The organism is Streptomyces sp. NP160, from assembly GCF_006335115.1.
In the GTDB taxonomy this organism is placed as follows: domain Bacteria; phylum Actinomycetota; class Actinomycetes; order Actinomycetales; family Quadrisphaeraceae; genus Quadrisphaera.
This window is the reverse complement of the sequence record NZ_VDMJ01000002.1, coordinates 18,781-39,178: the sequence shown is the minus strand read 5'-3', so window position 1 is coordinate 39,178 and position 20,398 is coordinate 18,781. Positions and strand designations below refer to the sequence as shown.

Here is a 20,398-nt window from a genome sequence, read left to right as displayed (position 1 = left end):
GTCGCGTAGCGTGCTGGGGTGATCGCCGCTCGTCGTCGTCCTGCTCTCCTGGTGCCCCTGGTGGCCGCCGTGCTCGCGCTCGCGGGCTGCTCCGGCGGCTCCGGCGACGACGACGGCGCAGCCGCTCCCTCCACCGGCGCCAGCAGCGGTGCCAGCAGCGCCGCGGCGACCGCCGACCTCACCCAGGTCAGCGTCACCCCCCCTGCGGCGGGTGCCACCGGGAAGGACGCCGTCCCGACCGTCACGGTGCCGGCCGGCTTCAGCACCGGCACCACCACCTCGCGGGTGCTCGCGGAGGGCAACGGGGACGCCGCGGCGGAGGGCGAGGTGCTCAGCGTCGAGTTCGTCGGGGTCAACGGCCGGGACGGCAAGGCCTTCGGGTCCAGCACGTGGACCGGGCAGCCCACGCAGTTCGTGCTGGGCCCGGGCGTGATCCCCGGCTTCACCACCGCCCTGGAGGGCGTCAAGGCCGGTACCCAGCTGCTGGTGGCCGTCGCCCCCGCCGACGGCTACGGGCCGCAGGGCGGCCTGCAGCAGGCGGGCATCGGCGCCACCGACACCCTCGTGTACCTCATCGACGTCAAGGGGGTCGCGCCCGGCTGGGCCACCGGCACCCCCGTCGACCCCTCGACGTTCCCGGCGGGCCTGCCGCAGGTCACCGTGGACCAGCAGACGCACGTGCCGGCGATCACGGTCGACACGCAGGCCGCGCCCCCGACGTCGCTGGTCAAGCAGGTCCTCGTGACCGGCGGCGGTGAGCCGGTGCAGAAGGGGCAGAACCTCACCATGCAGTACACCGGCGTGACGTGGTCGACCGGGAAGGAGTTCGACTCCTCGTGGAGCCGGGGCACCCCGTTCGACTTCACCCTCGGCGACGGCAAGGTCATCGCCGGCTGGGACCAGGGCCTGGAGGGCGTCCCGGTGGGCAGCCAGGTCATGCTCGTCATCCCCCCGGACCTCGGCTACGGGGACCAGTCCCCGAGCGAGGACATCCCGGCGGGCTCGACGCTGGTGTTCGTCGTCGACGTCCTGGCTGCGCAGTAGTCAGCGCGCCCCGGCAGAGTGGACCCCATGAGCAACGCATCCCGTCCCGAGGTCGACCCGCCCGAGGGTCCCGCCCCCACCGAGCTCGTCATCACCGACATCACCGTCGGCGACGGCCCCGAGGCCACGCCCGGCTCCACCGTCACCACCCACTACGTGGGCGTCACCCACTCCACCGGCGAGCAGTTCGACGCCTCCTGGGACCGCGGTGAGCCGCTGAGCTTCCGCGTGGGCGTCGGCCAGGTCATCAAGGGCTGGGACCAGGGCCTGCTCGGCATGCGCGTCGGCGGCCGCCGCCGCCTGGAGATCCCCTCGGACCAGGCGTACGGCAAGCGCGGCGCCGGTGGCGTCATCGGCCCGGACGAGGCCCTCGTCTTCGTGGTCGACCTCGTCGGCGTCCGCTGAGACCCAGCACCACCTGACGCTCCCCTCACGCCCGCACGACGCGGGTGTGAGGGGAGTTTTCACGGGACGTCACACAGCGGCGCTGATCCGCAACACGGCCTGCCTACGTTCGCGGTCATGTCGCAGGACACCCGCGCCACGCGCGCCGCAGCGCCCGACCGCCTCGAGGTGGTCACCTCTCCCGGTGGTGCGAGGACCAGCACCGTCGGCACCCTGGACGCCCCCCGCCGCGGGCGCTGGGTCGACGTCTGGAACCCCGAGGACCACGCCCAGTGGGAGGGCGGCGGCCGCGCCGTCGCCCGCCGGAACCTGTGGTGGTCCATCGCCGCCGAGTTCCTCGGCTTCACCGTCTGGCAGCTGTGGTCGATCGCCACCCCGGTGCTCATCGCCGCGGGCTACCCGATCACCACCGACCAGGCCCTGTGGCTCGTCTCGGTGCCCGTGCTCGTGGGCGCCACCATGCGCTTCCCCTACTCGTTCGCCGTCGCGAAGTTCGGCGGGCGCAACTGGACGATCGTCTCGGCGCTGCTGCTCATCGTCCCGTGCCTCGGCCTCGTGTACGTGGCCACCAACCCCGGCACCCCGTTCTGGCTGATGCTGACCATCGCCGCGACCGCCGGCTTCGGCGGCGGCAACTTCGCCTCCTCCATGAGCAACATCTCCTTCTTCTTCCCCGAGAAGGAGAAGGGCGCCGCCCTCGGCCTCAACGCGGCCGGCGGCAACATCGGCGTGGCCGTCATCCAGTTCGTCACGCCGTTCCTCGTCGTGGCCGGCGTCGCCGCCAGCACCGCCCGCCCGGCCTACATCCTCATCCCGCTGATCCTCGTCGCCGCCTTCGGCGCCTGGCGGTTCATGGACAACCTCTCCCAGGCCAAGGCCGACGGCGAGGCGTGGAAGCTCGCGGCGCGCACCCGCCACACCTGGATCGTCTCGCTGCTGTACATCGGCACCTTCGGCTCCTTCATCGGCTACGCCGCGGCCTTCCCGCTGCTGCTCAAGACGCAGTTCCCGGACGTCAACCTCGGCATCGCCTTCCTCGGCGCGCTCATCGGCTCCCTCGCCCGCCCCTACGGCGGCAAGCTCGCCGACCGCCTCGGAGGTGCCCGGATCAGCATCGCCGCCTACGCCGTCCTGGCCCTGGGCGCGGCCGGCGCCGTGCTCGCGCTGCAGCTGAAGAGCCTGCCGCTGTTCTTCGGGGCGTTCATGGTCCTGTTCGTGGCCAGCGGCATCGGCAACGGCTCCACCTACCGCATGATCCCGGCGATCTTCCGCGGGAAGACGGCGATGGACGACGTCGACGGGCTGGTCCGCGCCAAGCGCATCGCCTCCGCCTGCATCGGCATCTCGGCCGGCATCGGCGCCTACGGCGGCTTCCTGGTCAACCGCGGCTTCGCCACCTCGACCGCCCAGTTCGGATCGCTGCAGCCGGCCCTGTGGAGCTTCGTCGCCTTCTACGTGCTCTGCATCGCGGTGACGTGGGCGGTCTACGCCCGCAAGGGCGCCCTCGGCCTGAGCGAGCGGATCTGAGCTTGGTCCTCCTCTCCACGCCCGTCGTCCGGGCCGGCGCTGGTGCGGGGTCCGCCCCCGCCCAGCCGCCGGTCCGGACGACGACGCGCACGCACTGCCCCTACTGCTCCCTGCAGTGCGGGATCCTCCTCACGGCCGGGGGGCGGCCCGCCGCCCTCGAGCCCGACCCGGACTTCCCCACCAACCGCGGCGGCCTGTGCTCCAAGGGCTGGACCGCCCACGAGCTGCTCGACCACCCCGACCGGCTGCTCGCCCCGCTGGTCCGCGCGGTGCCCGGTGACCGCACCTCCCCGCTCGTCCCCGCGACCTGGGACGAGGCCCTGGACCGCGTCACCGCGGCCATCACCGCGACGCAGGCCCAGCACGGCCGTGACGGCGTCGGCGTCTTCGGCGGCGGGGGCCTGACCAACGAGAAGGCCTACGCGCTGGGCAAGTTCGCCCGGGTCGCGCTGCGCACCAGCGCCATCGACTACAACGGCCGGTTCTGCATGAGCAGCGCGGCCGGAGCCATGAACCGCGTCTTCGGCGTCGACCGGGGGCTGCCGTTCCCGCTGGCCGACCTCGCCGAGGCCGACGCGATCATGATTACCGGCGGCAACCCTGCCGCGACCATGCCCCCGGCGATGCAGCACTTCGACGCCGCCCGCTCCCGCGGTGCCTCGCTCGTCGTGGTCGACCCGCGCCGCACCCCGACCGCCGCGGCCGCCGCCGCGCAGGGCGTGCACCTGGCGCCGGTGCCCGGCACCGACCTCCCGCTCCTGCTCGGCATGCTCCACGTGGCCGTCCGCGACTCACTTGTGGACCAGCACTACGTCGACACGCGCACCACCGGCTTCGACGCCGCCGCCGCGGCCGCGGCCCAGTGGTGGCCCGACCGCGTGGAGCGCACCACCGGGGTGCCTGAGGGCGACCTGCGCCGCGCCGTGCGCCTGCTGGCCGACGCAGCGCGGCGCGGCGGGACCTACGTGCTCTCCGGGCGAGGCGCCGAGCAGCACGCGAACGGCACCGACACCGTGCTGGCCCAGGCCAACCTCGCGCTGGCCCTCGGGCTCCCCGGGCGCCCGGGCTCGGGGTTCGGCACCGTCACGGGGCAGGGCAACGGCCAGGGCGGCCGCGAGCACGGCCTCAAGGCCGACCAGCTGCCCGGCTACCGCTCCATCACCGACCCCGCCGCCCGCGCCCACGTGGCCGGCGTCTGGGGCGTGCACCCCGACGTGCTGCCCGGCCCGGGCCGCTCCGCCTACGAGATGCTCGACGCGATGGGGGGCGGCGATTCCGGCACCGAGCCCGGCGTGCGCACCCTGCTCCTGCTGGCCTCGAACCCCGTGGTCTCCGCCCCGGACGCCGAGCGCGTGCGCCGCCGGCTCGCGGCGCTGGACCACCTCGTCGTCGTCGACTTCTTCCTGTCCGAGACCGCGCGCCTGGCCGACGTCGTCCTGCCCACCGCCCAGTGGGCCGAGGAGGCCGGCACCATGACCAACGTCGAGGGCCGCGTCCTCCTGCGGCGGCGGGCGCTGGCGCCCCCGCCCGGCGTCCACGACGACCTCGAGCTGCTCAACGCCCTGGCCCACCGCCTCGACCTGCCGGAGGGCCTGGACGCCGACACCGCGTTCCCCACCGACCCGGAGACCGTCTTCACCGAGCTGCGCCGCGCCAGCGCGGGAGGGCGCGCCGACTACTCCGGCATCACCTACGACCGCCTGGAGGCCGAGCAGGGCGTCTTCTGGCCCTGCCCCGACGTCGCGGGAGAGGGGGAGGACGACGACGCGGGCCGTGTCCACCCCGGAACCCCGCGGCTGTTCGCCGAGTCCTTCCCCACCCACGACGGGCGCGCCCAGTGCGCCGTGGTCCGGTACACCCCGCGCGCCGAGCGCACCTCGGCAGCGGAGTACCCGTACGTGCTGACCACGGGCCGGACCATGGCGCAGTACCAGTCGGGCACGCAGACCCGCCGGGTGCGCCAGCTGGTCATGGCCGACCCCGACGCGCGCGCCGAGCTGCACCCCGACCTCGCCCGCTCCCACGGCGTGGCCGACGGCGACCTCGTGCGGCTCACCACCCGCCGCGGCACCGCCCTCTTCCGCGCCCGGGTCACCCGCGACGTGGTCACCGGGACCGTGTTCGTGCCCTTCCACTGGGGCGGGATGAGCGTGGCCAACGCCCTCACCGACACCCGCCTGGACCCGGTGAGCCGGATGCCGGAGTTCAAGGCGTGCGCCGTGCGCCTGGAGCGCCACGACGGAGACCCAGAAGCAGACCTGACCCGCGACCCGATCCGCCCGACGTCTGGAGAACCCCGATGAGCTCGACCTTCCGCTTCCTGCAGGGCGTCTTCCCCGTCACCGGTGACGGCCTCGACAAGCACGCCCTGCTCGACGAGTCGCTCACCTACACCGTGCCGGAGGGCCGCCGCGCCCAGGTCCTGTACTTCCGCGGCGGCAACGCCAGCGACGAGCTGCTCATCGTCGTCCTCGTGCGCGACGGGGTGCCGATGCGCTGGTTCCCGGTCGGCGCCAAGGGGGACGTCCACGTGCCGCTGCGCGTGGTGGAGGACGTCGAGCCCGGCGAGGTGCTGGAGCTGCACGTGGCGGCGCCGGCGGGGCTCGTGGCGAGCGTCGTCGTCGATCTCGGGCTCGTCGAGGTCTGAGGAGGGTCCTGATGCACATGAAGCAGAAGCGCCACCTGGTGCTGGTGGGCAACGGCATGGCCGGCGCCCGGCTGCTCGAGGAGCTGCTCGAGCGCGGCGCCTCCGAGTCGTTCCAGATCACCGTCTTCGGCGACGAGCCGTACGGCAACTACAACCGGATCATGCTGTCGCACGTCCTGGCGGGCGAGGACGGCGAGGAGTCGATCTACCTCAACGAGATCGGCTGGTACGCCGAGAACGGCATCGACCTGCGCTCGGGGGTCCGCGTCGTCGACGTCGACCTGCCCGCCCGGGAGGTCGTCGACGCCACCGGTGCCCGCACCGGCTACGACGTGCTGGTCATCGCCACCGGCTCCTCCCCGCACTTCCCGCCGATGGACGGGCTGCGCCGCGAGGACGGCTCCCTGCTGCCGGGCGTCTCGGGCTTCCGGAGCCTGGACGAGACCCGCGCGATGCTCGAGGAGGCCCGGTCGGGCGAGCACGAGCGCGCCGTGGTCATCGGCGGTGGCCTGCTGGGGCTGGAGGCGGCCAAGGGGCTGCAGAACCACGGCCTGGACGTCACCGTCATCCACTCCCCGGCGCACCTCATGAACCAGCAGATCGACGCCGACGCCGGCGCCGTGCTGCGGCGCTCCATCGAGGGGGCCGGCATCTCCGTGGTGACCGGCGCCCGCACCACGGGGCTGACCGCCTGCACCGAGAAGGGCCGGGTGTCCGGGGTCACCCTCAAGGACGGCCGCACCTTCCCGGCCGACATGGTGGTGGTCACCGCCGGCATCCGCCCCAACACCGACGTCGGCGTGCGCGCCGGGCTGGTGGTCGAGCGCGGGATCGTCGTCGACGACCAGATGCTCTGCGTGGAGCAGCCCGTGGGGTCGCAGGTGTACGCCCTGGGGGAGTGCGCCCAGCACCGCGGGGAGACCTACGGCCTGGTGGCGCCGCTGTGGGAGCAGGCCACCGTGCTGGCCGACGTGCTCACCGGCGCCGACCCGGACGCGGCCTACCACGGGTCGAGGACGTCGACCAAGCTCAAGGTGGCCGGCGTCGACGTCGCCTCCATCGGCCAGTCCGGTCCGGAGCACCCCGACGACGAGCACGTCGTGTTCTCCGACGTGCGCCGCGGGCTGTACCAGTCGGTGTTGGTGCGCGACGGGCGCCTGGTCGGCGCCACCCTGCTGGGTGACACGCGCAAGTCGGCGGCGCTGCAGCAGGTCTTCGACCGGGGCCTGCCGCTGCCCGAGCAGCGCGTGGAGCTGCTCTTCGACCTGGGCGACACCGCCGAGGGCTCGGTCGAGGACCTCGCGGACGACGCGCAGGTCTGCAACTGCAACGGTGTCACCAAGGGCGACATCTGCGGCGCGGTGGCGGACGGCTGCACCAGCGTGAAGGGCGTCATGGACGCCACCCGGGCCGGCAAGGGCTGCGGCTCCTGCAAGGAGGTCGTCAGCAAGGTCGTCGAGCACGCCGTCGCCGCCGGCGGTGGCGCGCTCACCGAGGACCCGTCGGTCCACTGGTACGTGCCCGGCGTGCCGCTGCGCAAGGACGAGCTCGTCGCGGCGATCCGCGAGCAGCACCTCACCTCGGTCTCGGCGGTCTTCGCGGCCCTCGCGCCCGGCGGCGCCGAGGACGCGAAGTCGAAGATGGGCCTCACCTCGCTGCTGCGGACCCTGTGGCCCACGGAGTTCGTCGACGAGCGCGACGCCCGGTACATCAACGACCGCGTCCACGCGAACATCCAGCGCGACGGCACCTTCAGCGTGGTCCCGCAGATGAAGGGCGGCGTCACGACCCCCGAGCAGCTGCGCAAGATCGCCGACGTCGCCGAGAAGTACGGCGTCGGCATGCTCAAGGTCACCGGCGGCCAGCGCATCGACATGCTGGGCGTCAAGAAGGAGGACCTGCCCAAGGTCTGGGCGGACCTCGACATGCCGTCCGGGTACGCCTACGGCAAGTCGATGCGCACGGTGAAGACGTGCGTCGGCACCGACTTCTGCCGCTTCGGCCTGGGAGACTCCACCGCCCTCGGCATCGCCATCGAGGAGCGCTTCCAGGGCATCGAGACCCCCGCCAAGCTCAAGCTCGGCGTGGTCGGCTGCCCCCGCAACTGCGCCGAGGCCTACGTCAAGGACGTCGGCGTCGTCGCCATCGGGGGCGGCAAGTGGGAGGTGTACGTCGGCGGTGCTGCTGGGGCGTCCGTCCGCAAGGGCGACCTCCTCGCCACGGTCGACTCCCCGGAGGCCGTCATCCAGCTCACCGGCCGGTTCATCCAGTTCTACCGGACCTGGGGAAACTGGCTGGAGCGCACGTACGACTTCGTGCCCCGGCTGTCGGTGGAGCGGCTGCGGCTCGTGCTCGTGGAGGACTCCGACGGGATGTGCGAGCAGGTGGACGCCGAGATCGACGCCGCCTGCGCCGCCTACCGCGACCCGTGGAAGGAGCGCGACGCCCCGGACGCGCCCGGCCGCTTCTCCGCACCGGCCCTGCCCCTGCTGCCGCTGCCCGTGGTGCCCAGCCGCCCCATGGGCGCCCCCGGCGGCACGCCGCGCGAGCAGCTCCCCGTCGAGATCGTCATGCCGAACGAGGAGGCACTCATGGCTGGAGCGCAGCAGTGACCGCCACGACCGCCACGACCGCCCCGACCGCCCCGACGGCGGCGGCGCCGGGCGTGCGGGTCGCGGCGCTCGCGGAGGTCCCGCCGGGGGAGGGGCGCGCCTACGTGGTCGACTCCACCACCGGCCCCGCGCAGGTGGCGGTCTTCCACCACCGCGACGGCCGCGTCTCCGCCGTCGACGCGGTGTGCCCCCACTCCGGGGGGCCGCTGGCCGACGGGCAGATCGACTCCTGCGTGGTGGTCTGCCCGCTGCACCTCAACACCTGGGACCTGCGCACGGGTGAGTCGACGTCCGGGCAGGCCCCGGTGCGCGTGCACGGCGTCGCCGTCATCGACACCCCCGACGGCCCCCAGGTGCACGTGACCCCCGCCTGACCCCCTCACCCGTCCGTGATCACGGGTGGTCGACCCGCCCATGATCACGGACGGGAGGGGCTCTCAAGATCGGGGGAGCGCTGAGAGGCGGGTCGCAACGGACCGCAACACGGCGCAACACCCGCGTCACACACCGCGGGCACCCTGATCGCCATGAGCCCGACCTACCCGCTGCACCTCGACCTGGAGGGCCGTCGCGCCGTCGTCGTCGGGGGCGGCCCGGTGGCCGCCCGCCGCGCCCGCGGCCTCCTCGAGGCCGGCGCGGACGTCCTGCTCGTCGCCCCGCAGGCGTGCGAGGAGGTCACCGCCCTCGACGACGCCGGCGAGATCACCTGGCGCCGCGGCAGGTTCTGCGCCGCCGACCTCGACGGCGCCTGGCTCGTCCACACCGCCACCGGCGTCCCGCGCACCGACGACGCCGTCGCCGCCGAGGCCTCCGCCCGCCGCCTCTGGTGCGTCCGCGCCGACGACGCGACGCGCTCGCGGGCCTGGACCCCCGCCGTCGTCCGCCACGACGACGTCGTCGTCTCCGTCACCGCCGGGGGAGACCCCCGCCGCGCCGCCGCCGTCCGCGACGGCGTCCGCCTCGGTCTCACCTCCGGCGCCCTGCCCCTGCGCCGCCGCCGCCCCAGCACGGGCCTGGGCCGCGTCACCCTCGTCGGCGGCGGCCCCGGCGACGCCTCCCTCATCACCCTCGCCGGCCGGCGGGCGCTCGCGGAGGCCGACGTCGTCGTCGTCGACAGGCTCGCCCCGCGCGACCTGCTGGCGGAGCTGGACGCCGACGTGGAGGTGGTCGACGTCGGCAAGGCCCCCGACCACCACCCCGTCCCGCAGCGCGAGATCGAGCGCGTGCTCGTCGACCGCGCCCTGCGGGGCCTGCGCGTGGTGCGCCTCAAGGGCGGCGACGGGTACGTGTTCGGCCGCGGCGGCGAGGAGCTCGCCGCCTGCCGCGCCGCCGGCGTCCGCTGCGACGTGGTGCCCGGCATCACCAGCGCCCTCGCCGTCCCCGCCGCCGCGGGCATCCCCGTCACCCACCGCGGCGTGGCCCGCTCGGTGACCGTCATGACCGGCCACGACGCCCTCGGCGGCGACGAGCTGCTCGACCTCGCCGCCCAGACCCGCCGCGGAGGCACCCTCGTGGTGCTCATGGGCGTCTCCCGGCTCGCCGAGCTGGCCGACGGGCTGGTGGCGCACGGGGCGGACCCCCAGCTGCCGGTCGCGGTGGTCGAGAGCGGCTGCACCCCGCAGCAGAGGACGACGACGGCGACCCTCGCCGACGCCGCGGCCGTGGCCCGGCGCCGCGGCGTGCAGGCCCCCGCCGTGCTCGTCATCGGCGCCGTGGCGGCCATGGCGCACCCCAGCGGCGACCGGGAGGCGCGCGCGGCGGCAGGTGCCCGCCCCGCCAGCGCCCCGCAGTGACCCGCGACCAGCCCCGCGCGGCGCCCGGCAGGCGCCGGCGGCTGCGAGGATCGGACCGATGACCAGCACCACCGGCCGACCAGCAGCCGGCCCAGCAGCCGGCCCAGCAGCCGGCCCGGCAGCCGGCCCGGCAGCCGGCCCAGCAGCCGGCCCGGCAGCCGGTGCGGCAGCCGGTGCGGCGGGCGGCCCCGGCTCGTGCTCCGAGCTCGACCCGACCCAGCTGCTCGGCGCCACCATCGGCGTGACCAGCCACCGCCGCTCCGACGAGCTCATCGCCACCTTCACCCGCCGCGGCGGCGAGGTGGTGCACGCGCCGACGATGCGCATCGTCCCCATCACCGAGGACGCCGACCTCGTCGCCGACACCCGCGCCGCCATCGCCGACCCCCCTGACGTGCTGGTGGTCACCACCGCCATCGGCCTGCGCGGCTGGATCTCCGCCGCCGAGGCCCACGGCCTGGACGAGGCCCTCGTCGAGGCCCTCGCGGGCACCGAGGTGCTCGCGCGCGGCCCCAAGGCCCGGGGAGCCGTGCGCGCCGCCGGGCTGTCCGAGGCCTGGACGGCGGCCAGCGAGCAGACCGCCGAGGCCGTCGAGCACCTCCTCGCCCAGGGGGTCGCGGGGCGGTCGGTGCTCGTGCAGCTGCACGGCGCCGCCGGCCTGGAGGACCTCGAGCCGCTGCGGGCGGCGGGCGCCGACGTGCGCACCGTGGCCGTCTACCGCTGGGAGCCCCCGGAGGACCCGGGCGCGGTCGACCGGCTCGTCGACGCCCTGGCCGCCCGGAGCCTGGACGCGGTGACCTTCACCTCCGCCCCCGGGGCGGTGGCGCTCCTGGAGGCCGCCGAGCGGCGCGGCCGCCTGCCCGAGGTGCTGGGCGCCATGAGCGGGAGCTCCCCGCCCGTCGTGTGCTGCGCCGTCGGCGACGTCACCGCCGCACCCCTGCGCGAGCGGGGCGTGGACCCCCTCGTGCCCGAGCGCTGGCGCCTGGGGGCCCTCATGCGCTGCCTGTCCTCCCACCTCGCCGAGAACCCCCGGGCCAGGGTGGCCACCCCGGCGGGTGAGCTGGTGCTGCGGGCGCGCTCCGCCGTGCTGGGCGGCCGCGTCCTCGACCTGGCGCCGGGGCCGCTGGCGCTGCTCGCCCGCCTGGCCGCCGAGCCGGGGCGCGTGGTCTCCCGGGCGGAGCTGCTCAGCGAGCTGCCGGCCGCCACGGACGGGCACGCCGTGGAGGTGGCGGTCGCACGGCTGCGGGCCGCGCTGCCCCGGGCCTCGGCGGGGGGCTCCGTGGTGCGGACGGTGGTCAAGCGCGGCTACGCCCTGGAGGTCTCGTGAGCGAGCAGCCGGTCCTCGTGGCCGTCTCGCACGGCACCCGCTCGGCCACCGGCCGGCGGACCATCGCCCAGCTGCGGCTGGCGGTGGCCGCCGCGCGCCCCGGCACGGAGGTCGTCGCCGCCCACGTCGACGTGCAGAAGCCCGCCCTGGACGCCGTCGTCGCGCGCCTCGCCGTCGCCGGACGGGCCTGCGTCGTCGTCCCGCTGCTGCTGTCCACCGGCTACCACGTGCGCTCCGACGTGGCGTCCGCCGTGAGGGCGGCCCGCCGCGCCGGCGGCGCGGCCGTGGCCGCGGCGGCCCTCGGGCCGGACACCGCGCTGGTGGACGTGCTGTGCGACCGCCTCGCGGCGGCGGGCGCCCGCGACGACGACGCGGTGGTGCTCGCCGCCGCCGGCTCGCTGGCGCCGCAGGCGGTGGCCGACGTCGAGCGGGTGCTGGCGTCCCTGTCCGCGCGCCGCGACGGACCCGTCGTGGCGGGGTACGCCAGCGCCCAGGAGCCGACGGTCCCGCAGGCCTGCGCCGCGCTGCGGGAGGCGCACCCCACCCGGCGGGTGGCGGTGGTGCCGTACCTGCTCGCGCCCGGGGTGTTCTCCCAGCGCCTGGACGCGCTGCTCGACGGCTCCGGCGCAGCGGCCCCTGCCGACGTCGTCGCGAAGACCCTGTGCGCCGACGGCGACGTCGACCCGCGCCTGGCCGCCCTGGCGCTGCGCCGCTACGACGAGGCCCTGGAGGGCCTGCGCCAGGAGCCGGAGCGGGTCGGACCGCTGGCGGGCGCCGGGCTCGGCTGAGGGCTGCCCGGGTGGGCGAGCCCGCACGGGAGGCGCCCGCGGGGTAGCCTCCCCGCCGTGGCAGCAGCCTCGGGGGACCGCCGGACCGAGCGCCTCCTGAACCTCGTCATCGCCCTGCTGTCCACCCGCACCTGGCTCACCAAGGAGCAGATCCGCAGAGCGGTGCCGCAGTACGAGGACTGCGCCAGCACCGACGCGTTCGACAGGATGTTCGAGCGCGACAAGGAGGAGCTGCGCGAGCTCGGCGTCCCCCTGGTCACCGGCTCCGCCTCCGCCTGGTTCGACGACGAGCAGGGCTACAAGGTCGACCGGGACGCCTACGCCCTGCCCGCCGTCTCCTTCACGCCCGCTGAGCTGGCCGTGCTCTCGCTGGCCGCGCGGGTGTGGGCGCAGGCCAGCCTCGCCGGCCCGGCGGCCCGCGCCGTCACCAAGCTGCGCGCCCTCGGGGTGGACGTCGACGAGCAGTCCCTCGTGGGCGTCGAGCCGCGCGTCCGCACCGCCGAACCGGCGTTCGAGCCCCTGTACGCCGCCGCCCGCGACCGCCAGCGCGTCACCTTCACCTACCGCCGCCCCGGCGCCGCCGAGCCCTCCCGGCGCAGCGTGCAGCCCTGGCAGGTCACCTCCTGGCGCGGCCACTGGTACCTGGTCGCCCACGACCTCGACCGCGCCGCCCCGCGCGTGTTCCGCCTGTCCCGCATCGAGGGCACCGTGCGGCGCACCGGCCCCGCCGGCGCCTACGACGTCCCCGACGACGTCGACGGGCGCGCCATGATCGCCGCCGCCCAGGCCGGCCGGGAGTCCGCGCCTCGCACCGCCCGCCTCCGCCTCGCCCCCGGCGCCGCCGGCCAGCTGCGCCTGCGCGCCGGCGTCCCCGCTGCCGACGCCGGCCGCGAGGTGGTCGCCGAGGTGGAGTTCACCGACGCCGAGGAGCTCGCCGCCACCGTGGCCGCCGCCGCCCCCCACGCCGTGGTCCTGGGCCCCGACGACGTCCGCGACGCCGTCCTGCGGCGCCTGCGCGGCGTCCTCGCCGCCCACGGCGGCACCCGGTGACCACCCACCAGTCCGCCGGCCGGCAGCCCGGCCGCCGGTCCCGGCCCCCCGTGCAGGTCTCCGCCGCCGACAGGCTCTCCCGCCTGCTCGCCATGGTCCCCTGGGTGCTCGAGCACCAGGGCGCACCGCTGGAGGAGGTCGCGCAGCGCTTCGCCATCACCACCGACCAGCTGGTGAAGGACCTCGAGCTCCTCTTCGTCTGCGGCACCCCCGGCCACCTCCCCGACGACCTCATCGAGGCCGACTGGGAGGGCGGGCGCCTCCACATCGGCAACGCCGACGCCATCGCCCGCCCGCTGCGCCTCGGCATCGACGAGGCCCTGGCCCTCATCACCGGCCTGCGCACCCTCCTCGACGTCCCCGGCTTCTCGGCCGGCGAGGAGGACCGCGAGGCCCTGAACGGCGCCCTGGCCAAGCTCACCGAGGCCGCCGGCGAGGCCGCCCACGCCTCCCGCGCGCTCGCGGTGGACCTCACCGGCGGCTCCGGGGGCCAGGGCGCGCTGGCCCGCGAGGCGGTGCCGTCGGGGGAGGAGGCCGCCGCGGAGGTGCTCGCCACCCTGCGCGAGGCGCTGCGCCACCCCGCCGGGCGCCGCCGCCTGCGGCTGCACTACCTCGTCCCCAGCCGCGACGAGACCACCGAGCGCGACGTCGACCCGATGCGCCTGCTCACCGTCGACGGGCGCTGGTACCTCGAGGGCTGGTGCCACCGCGCGGGCGGCGTCCGCCTCTTCCGCGTGGACCGGGTGGTCACCGCGGCCGTCCTGGACGCCGACGGCACCCCGCCGCCGGAGGCCGTGGCCCGCGACGTCGACGAGTCGCTGTTCACCCCCGGCGAGGACGACCTCGTCGTCACCCTCGAGCTGGCGGGGTCCGCCCGCTGGGTGGCCGAGCGGGTGCCGCTGGAGTCCAGCGAGGAGCTCGACGACGACGGCCTGCGGGTGGTCCTGCGCACCCCGGACGACCGCTGGCTGCGCCGGCTCCTGCTCCCGCTGGGCGGCGCCGCCGTCGTCGTCGACCCCCCGGAGGTGGCCCAGGGCCTGGCCGAGGCCGCGGCCGCCGCGCTGGCCGCGCACGGGGCACCGGGGCAGGGGGCACCGGGGCAGGGGGTCCCCCCACCGGCCGACGCCCGGTCGGAGCATCCGGGCGCCTGAACCGTCAAGGGCGTCCGGGGCGGGCCCGATCAGGTGTGTAGCCCCGAGGAGCCGGGGCGTGCGCCTGACGGAAGGACCCGCCCCCATGACCACCATCAAGGCCTCCTGCCCCACCTGCGGCGACGTCGAGCTGACCCCGCCCCAGGTGCGCCTCGTGGTGTGCACGGTCCCGGCGTGGAGCTTCTACGCGTTCCACTGCCCCGAGTGCGCCGACGAGGTGCGCAAGCACGCCACCGACGAGGTGGCCCGCCTGCTGACCACCGGCGGCGTGCCCGCCGAGCACTGGGCCGTGCCGGCCGAGGCGCTCGAGGAGCACACCGGCTCCACCATCAGCTGGGACGACGTCCTCGACTTCACCCTGGCCCTGGAGAGCACCGACGTGGTGGCCGCCGCCACCACCCGCCTGCGCCACCCGGCCTGAGGCCCCCCGCCGGGCGGCAGCGCTCCGCCGCCCGCGACCCGCTCGAGACCCACCACTAGCCTGCTGCGATGGGCTGGTGGTGGGTCGCGGTGTACCTGGGGCTGGGTCTGGCCGGGCTCGTCGTGCTGGGCCTGCTGGCCTGGGGCGTGGTCAAGAAGGGCTTCTCGGTGCTCGGCGCCGTGGGGGAGGCCTCCGCCCGCGCCGGTGAGCTCATGGCGCAGGTCGAGCGCCTGCCCGCCCAGAAGCCGGCGCACTCCGTCATGGACGACCCGTACGCCCTGCGCGCCCAGCGCCGCCGCGAGCAGGCGAAGCTGCGCAAGCGGCGCGCGCGGCGCGTGGCCGCCCAGCGCGAGGCCCGTCGCGAGCAGCTGCGCCTGCGCAGGGCCGTGGGCTGACCCGTCCGGCCAGACGTTCGGCTGACTCCCAGGCGGGAACCGGCTGACCCGCGCCACCCCGGGGTTACAGTTGCCCGAACCCACACCGGAGGTGGAACGTGCGCGCGATCTTCGACAACCCTGCGCTGCTGATCGTCCTGATCCTGCTCGTCGTGCTGCTCTTCGGCGCGAAGCGCCTGCCCGACGCGGCCCGCAGCATCGGCCGCTCCATGCGCATCTTCAAGTCCGAGGTCAAGGAGATGAAGACCGACGACGAGCGCCGCGGGCCGAGCTCCTCCGCCTCCGACCACGAGGGCACCCCCTCGCGCCCCCTCGAGGGCCGCGTCGTCGACGAGCAGCGCCGCGACCAGCCGACGCAGGGCCCCACCTCGTCGTACGACCAGCAGCGCCACACCGCCTGAGCGGCCCGCTCACCGGCACCCTGACGACCCGCTGACCGGAGGCTGACCCGCGTGGCCACCGAGACCCCACCGCGCCCGGCGCGGCGCGGCAAGGACCCCGAGGGGCGCATGCCGCTGCGCGAGCACCTCGTCGAGCTGCGCAAGCGCGTCGTCATCGCCGGCATCGCGGTGCTCCTGGGCGCCGTCGGCGGGTGGTTCCTCTACGACCCGGTCCTGAACTACATCACCGAGCCGATCCAGCGGCTGCAGGACCAGGGCCAGGACATCGCCATCAACTTCGTCGGGGTCGGCACGGCCTTCGACCTGAAGATCAAGATGTCGGTGTGGATCGGCGTGATCATCTCCTCGCCGGTGTGGATCTACGAGCTCTGGGCCTTCATCACCCCCGGGCTCACCAAGAAGGAGAAGCGCTACGCGCTCGGGTTCGTGGCGGCAGCGGTGCCGCTGTTCCTGGCGGGCGTGTGGCTGTCCACCCTCTTCATCCCCAACGTGGTCACCTTCTTCACCGCGTTCACCCCGACCGACGGGGCCAACTACATCGCAGCCGACGTCTACCTGGGCTTCGTCATGCGCACGGTGCTGGCGTTCGGCGCCGCCTTCCTGCTGCCCGTGGTGCTGGTCGGCCTCAACCTGGCGGGCCTGGTCTCCGGCAAGGCGGTGCTCAAGGCCTGGCGGTGGGTCACGGTGGTCTGCTTCACCTTCGCCGCGATCGCCACCCCGACGCCGGACATCCTGGCGATGTTCATGCTGGCCACCCCGATGCTGCTGCTCTTCGCCGTCGCGATCGCGATCTGCATGGTCAACGACAAGCGCCGGGCCAAGGGCGACCCGCAGTACGCGGGCCTGTCCGACGACGAGGCCAGCGCGCTCTGACCCGCCGCGCCCCGGGCGGTGCCGCCCGGGGCGCATAGGCTCGGTGCATGGCAGTGCCGTCGTCCTCGCCTTCCTCACCGGCGGAGCGGTTCGCCGCAGCGAAGGCCCGCGCCCAGCGGGAGCGCAAGCTCCAGGCCAGCGAGCTGGGCAGGTTCCGCGAGGCCGTCGGCTTCGACCTGGACGGCTTCCAGCTGAGGGCCTGCGAGGCCCTGGAGGCCGGCCGGGGCGTGCTGGTGGCGGCGCCCACCGGCGCCGGCAAGACGGTGGTGGGTGAGTTCGCCGTCCACCTGGCGCTGGCCTCGGGGCGCAAGGCCTTCTACACCACGCCCATCAAGGCCCTGAGCAACCAGAAGCACGCCGAGCTGGCCGAGAGGTTCGGCTCCGAGCAGGTCGGCCTGCTCACCGGCGACACCTCCGTCAACGGCGACGCCCCCGTGGTCGTCATGACCACCGAGGTGCTGCGCAACATGCTGTACGCGGGCTCCCCGGCGCTGGACGGGCTCGCGCACGTGGTCATGGACGAGGTGCACTACCTCGCCGACCGTTCCCGCGGCGCGGTGTGGGAGGAGGTGATCATCCACCTCCCCGACGACGTGCTGATCACCTCGCTGAGCGCCACCGTCAGCAACGCCGAGGAGTTCGGCGACTGGCTGGCCACCGTGCGCGGCGCGGTGGACGTGGTGGTCTCCGAGCACCGCCCGGTGCCGCTGTGGCAGCACGTCATGGTGGGCACGCGGGTGGTGGACCTCTTCACCGAGCGCGAGGCGGGCCACAGCGGGGGGCGTCCGGTCCCGAGCCGTCGCGGCACGGCGCCGGCCGAGCCCAGCACGCAGCTGGAGGTCAACCCCGAGCTGGTGCGGATGTCCCGCGAGGACGTGCACCGCGGAGGCGGCCCCGGCGGGCGCGGTGGGCGCGCCCACCCCGGGCGCCGGCCTCCGCGCGGCGGGCAGCGGTCCCCGGCGGTGCGGGCCCGCGTGCACGCCGCCTCCCGTGCGGAGGTGCTGGCCGAGCTGGAGGAGGCGCACCTGCTGCCCGCCATCCTCTTCGTCTTCTCCCGCAACGGGTGCGACGCCGCCGTGCGCCAGTGCGTGTCCGCGGGGGTGCGCCTGACCACGGACGCCGAGCGGCGCGAGATCCGCGCCGTGGTGGAGGAGCGGTGCGCCGCCCTGCCCGACGTCGACCTCGCCGTGCTGGGCTACTGGGACTGGCTCGACGGGCTCTCGCGCGGCGTGGCCGCCCACCACGCGGGCATGCTGCCCACCTTCAAGGAGGTGGTCGAGGACCTCTTCGCCCGCGGCCTGGTCAAGGCCGTGTTCGCCACCGAGACCCTGGCCCTCGGCATCAACATGCCCGCCCGCTGCGTGGTCATCGAGAAGCTCGTGAAGTTCAACGGCGAGTCCCACGTCGACGTGACCCCGGGGGAGTACACCCAGCTGACCGGGCGTGCGGGGCGGCGCGGCATCGACGTGGAGGGCCACGCGGTGGTGCTGTGGCAGCCCGGCCTGGACGCCGAGGGCGTCGCCGGCCTGGCCTCCACCCGCACCTACCCGCTGCGCTCCAGCTTCCGGCCGACCTACAACATGGCCGTCAACCTCGTGGCGCAGGTGGGCCGCGCCCGGGCGCGCGAGGTGCTGGAGACGTCCTTCGCCCAGTTCCAGGCGGACCGCGGCGTGGTGGGCCTGGCCCGCCAGGCGCGCACCCAGTCCGAGGGGCTGGCGGGCTACGCCGAGGCCATGACGTGCCACCTGGGCGACTTCTCCGAGTACGCCGCCCTGCGCCGCCGCATCGGCGAGCTCGAGGGTGAGGGAGCGCGCCGCCGCCGTCGCGGCCCGGTGGAGGAGCTGTCGCTGCGCGGCGCGGAGGCGCGCCAGAAGGGCGGTGTGACCGACCAGCGGCGTCCTCTGCGCGACGACCAGGTGGCCGCCGAGGTGAACCGGCTGCGCCGCCAGATGCGCCAGCACCCCTGCCACGGCTGCCCCGACCGCGAGGACCACGCCCGCTGGGCCGAGCGCTGGGAGCGCCTGCGCAAGGAGCACGAGGGGGTGCTGGCGCGCATCGAGTCCCGCACCGGCACCATCGCGCGGACCTTCGACAGGGTCTGCGACCTCCTCGTGGAGCTGGGCTACCTCGAGCCCACCGGGCCGCAGCAGGACGGCGAGGAGCGTCCCGGCGAGCTGCCCGGCGAGCTCCGCGTCACCCCGGCGGGGCAGGTGCTGCGACGGGTCTACGCCGAGAAGGACCTCCTCGTGGCCGAGTGCCTGCGCTCGGGGGCGTGGGCCGCGCTGGACGCCGCCGGGCTCGCCACGGTGCTGTCCACCATCGTCTACGAGGCCCGCCGCGAGGAGGGCCCGCCGGCGGCGCACACCCCGGGTGGTCACGCGGTCTCCCAGGCCCTGTCCGCCACGGTGCGCGCGTGGTCGCAGCTGTCCGACGCCGAGGAGGCCCACCACCTGCGGGCCACCGGCGAGCCCGACCTGGGCCTGGTGTGGCCGGTGCACCGCTGGTGCCGCGGGGCCTCCCTGGACGCCGTGCTCGACGCGGCGCGGGGCCCGGTGGACCTGGCCGCGGGCGACTTCGTGCGGTGGGCGCGGCAGCTGCTCGACCTCCTCGACCAGGTGGTCGTGGTGGCCTCCCGGGCCGGGACGGACGAGGACGACGCCCTGGCCCGCACGGCGCGCCAGGCCATCGGGCTCGTCGACAGGGGCGTCGTGACCTACTCGGCCGGCTCGGCGGCCCGCACTGCCTGAGCGAGCCTCGACCAGGTGCTGACCCCCGGCTGACCAGCGACGACGGTCGACCCTCACCCTCTGCAAGAGCCTCAACCCTCGCTCGAGGGTTGAGGTTCTTGCTGAGGTTGTGGAGCGGGATCAGCGGGTGAGGGCGGCCACGAGGCGCTCGGCGGGAGAGCGGGCGCCCCAGCGCTCGGCCAGCGCTGTCACGGCGGCCTCGTCGAGACGGCTCGAGGTGCTGTCGAGGTCGGGGGTCGGCACGTCGGCGGCGTCGACGCCCGCGGTGTCGTCCCCGAACGGCTCGACCGCCTCCCCGTCGCGCAGCACCCGGACCACGCGCGGCGCGACGTCGAGGTAGTCGGCGGCCTCGGCCAGGCGCCGGCGCTGGGCCGGCGTGACCGAGCTGTCGCCGTCCAGGGCGGCCTGGAGCACGCCGAGCAGGTCGCCGTGGCGGCGCAGGAGGGTCGCTGCGGTCTTCTCCCCGATGCCGGCCACGCCCGGCAGGCCGTCGCTGGGGTCGCCGCGCAGCACCGCGAGGTCGGCGTAGGCGTCGCCGGGGTGCTGCGGCGGCAGGTCGTACCGCTCGGCCAGGGCCGCGCCGTCGACCACCTCGGCGTTGCCCACGCCCTTGCCGATCCACACCACGCGCACGCCCGCGCCGCCGTGGGCGTGGTCGTCGACGAGCTGCAGCAGGTCGCGGTCGCCGCTGACCACGTCGACACCCCGGACGGCGGTGCTCCCCGTCCGGGTGGCGAGGACGCCGGCCACGTCGTCGGCCTCGCACGCCGGTGCCCCGACGCGAGGGACGCCGAGCGCGGCGAGCAGCCCGGCGATGGCGTCGGCCTGGGCGGGCAGGTGCTCGGGCACCTCCTCGCCGCTGGCCCCCGAGCCGTCGGTCGCGACGCGGTGGGCCTTGTAGGAGCCGATCCGGGCCACGCGCCAGGCCGGGCGCCAGTCGTCGTCCCAGCAGGCGACGACGGCGCGGGGGCGGAACCTGTCGACCAGCGCGGCCGTCATGTCGAGGAACCCGCGCACCGCGCCGGACGGGGTGCCGTCGGGAGCTGTCACCGAGGAGGGGATGGCGTAGAAGGCGCGGAAGTAGAGGGTCGCGGCGTCCAGCAGCAGGACGCGCTGGCCCTGCTCGGCGGCGGGGTCGGGGTCGGGCACGGCCGTCAGCGTAGGGGGAGGCCTCGCCGTATGTGATAACAGAATCGGGCGGGGGCGGCCGGACCTCC

At 75.4% G+C, this 20,398-nt stretch carries 18 protein-coding genes; 17 read left to right on the top strand and 1 reads right to left on the bottom strand.

From position 1 onward, the window contains the following. The first annotated feature begins 18 nt into the window (after window positions 1–18). The 17 genes from FHN55_RS00385 (at window position 19) to FHN55_RS00305 (ending at window position 19,181) form a co-directional block, all read left to right on the top strand. Window positions 19–1,044, top strand: coding sequence for an FKBP-type peptidyl-prolyl cis-trans isomerase (locus FHN55_RS00385; RefSeq protein ID WP_139709676.1), 1,026 nt, complete (start codon window positions 19–21; stop codon window positions 1,042–1,044). Between the two features lie 27 nt (window positions 1,045–1,071). Then, the gene (locus FHN55_RS00380; protein WP_139709674.1) at window positions 1,072–1,449 is read left to right on the top strand and encodes an FKBP-type peptidyl-prolyl cis-trans isomerase; all 378 of its coding nucleotides are present in this window, start codon (window positions 1,072–1,074) and stop codon (window positions 1,447–1,449) included. Between the two features lie 117 nt (window positions 1,450–1,566). Continuing rightward, window positions 1,567–2,976 carry an MFS transporter gene (locus tag FHN55_RS00375; RefSeq protein WP_139709672.1) on the top strand — a complete coding sequence of 470 codons (1,410 nt, stop codon included), beginning with the start codon at window positions 1,567–1,569 and terminating at the stop codon, window positions 2,974–2,976. A 2-nt stretch (window positions 2,977–2,978) separates the two neighbouring features. Then, window positions 2,979–5,279: a molybdopterin oxidoreductase family protein gene (locus FHN55_RS00370; RefSeq protein WP_218974215.1), complete on the top strand. Its 2,301-nt coding sequence runs from the start codon at window positions 2,979–2,981 to the stop codon at window positions 5,277–5,279. Further along, window positions 5,276–5,623, top strand: a complete 348-nt coding sequence (locus tag FHN55_RS00365; RefSeq protein WP_139709670.1) for a molybdopterin oxidoreductase — start codon at window positions 5,276–5,278, stop codon at window positions 5,621–5,623. The genes FHN55_RS00370 and FHN55_RS00365 overlap by 4 nt, the downstream gene beginning before the upstream one ends. Window positions 5,624–5,634: 11 nt before the next feature. Further along, window positions 5,635–8,235: a nitrite reductase large subunit NirB gene (nirB, locus tag FHN55_RS00360; protein ID WP_139709668.1), complete on the top strand. Its 2,601-nt coding sequence runs from the start codon at window positions 5,635–5,637 to the stop codon at window positions 8,233–8,235. Then, on the top strand, window positions 8,232–8,609 hold the full coding sequence (locus tag FHN55_RS00355) for a Rieske 2Fe-2S domain-containing protein (protein ID WP_218974214.1): 378 nt from the start codon (window positions 8,232–8,234) through the stop codon (window positions 8,607–8,609). The genes nirB and FHN55_RS00355 overlap by 4 nt, the downstream gene beginning before the upstream one ends. 153 nt (window positions 8,610–8,762) lie before the next feature. Continuing rightward, a complete protein-coding gene (cobA, locus tag FHN55_RS00350) occupies window positions 8,763–10,028 on the top strand; it encodes a uroporphyrinogen-III C-methyltransferase (RefSeq protein ID WP_139709666.1) in 1,266 nt (421 codons plus the stop codon). Between the two features lie 58 nt (window positions 10,029–10,086). Continuing rightward, a complete protein-coding gene (locus FHN55_RS00345; RefSeq protein WP_139709663.1) occupies window positions 10,087–11,355 on the top strand; it encodes a uroporphyrinogen-III synthase in 1,269 nt (422 codons plus the stop codon). Beyond that, window positions 11,352–12,143 (top strand): sirohydrochlorin chelatase, encoded by a 792-nt coding sequence (locus tag FHN55_RS00340; protein WP_139709661.1) that lies wholly within the window; start codon window positions 11,352–11,354, stop codon window positions 12,141–12,143. The genes FHN55_RS00345 and FHN55_RS00340 overlap by 4 nt, the downstream gene beginning before the upstream one ends. Before the next feature lie 57 nt (window positions 12,144–12,200). Beyond that, complete coding sequence (locus tag FHN55_RS00335; RefSeq protein WP_139709659.1) at window positions 12,201–13,193, top strand: YafY family protein; 993 nt, start codon at window positions 12,201–12,203, stop codon at window positions 13,191–13,193. Next, window positions 13,190–14,344: a YafY family protein gene (locus FHN55_RS00330; protein WP_218974213.1), complete on the top strand. Its 1,155-nt coding sequence runs from the start codon at window positions 13,190–13,192 to the stop codon at window positions 14,342–14,344. Before FHN55_RS00335 ends, FHN55_RS00330 begins: the two co-directional genes overlap by 4 nt. A 58-nt stretch (window positions 14,345–14,402) precedes the next feature. Then, entirely contained in the window at window positions 14,403–14,765 is a 363-nt protein-coding gene (locus tag FHN55_RS00325; RefSeq protein WP_218974212.1) for a hypothetical protein, read from the top strand. A 68-nt stretch (window positions 14,766–14,833) separates the two neighbouring features. Next, complete coding sequence (locus FHN55_RS00320; RefSeq protein ID WP_139709656.1) at window positions 14,834–15,160, top strand: hypothetical protein; 327 nt, start codon at window positions 14,834–14,836, stop codon at window positions 15,158–15,160. Window positions 15,161–15,258: 98 nt separating this feature from the next. Then, on the top strand, window positions 15,259–15,561 hold the full coding sequence (gene tatA / locus FHN55_RS00315; protein ID WP_257570588.1) for a Sec-independent protein translocase subunit TatA: 303 nt from the start codon (window positions 15,259–15,261) through the stop codon (window positions 15,559–15,561). 51 nt (window positions 15,562–15,612) lie between these two features. Then, the gene (gene tatC, locus FHN55_RS00310) at window positions 15,613–16,434 is read left to right on the top strand and encodes a twin-arginine translocase subunit TatC (protein WP_218974211.1); all 822 of its coding nucleotides are present in this window, start codon (window positions 15,613–15,615) and stop codon (window positions 16,432–16,434) included. Window positions 16,435–16,481: 47 nt separating this feature from the next. Then, window positions 16,482–19,181, top strand: coding sequence for an RNA helicase (locus FHN55_RS00305; RefSeq protein WP_139709654.1), 2,700 nt, complete (start codon window positions 16,482–16,484; stop codon window positions 19,179–19,181). Window positions 19,182–19,301: 120 nt separating this feature from the next. Here FHN55_RS00305 and FHN55_RS00300 read toward each other — a convergent pair whose 3' ends face one another. Beyond that, window positions 19,302–20,330, bottom strand: coding sequence for a 5'-3' exonuclease (locus FHN55_RS00300; protein WP_139709651.1), 1,029 nt, complete (start codon window positions 20,328–20,330; stop codon window positions 19,302–19,304). Window positions 20,331–20,398: the final 68 nt, after the last annotated feature.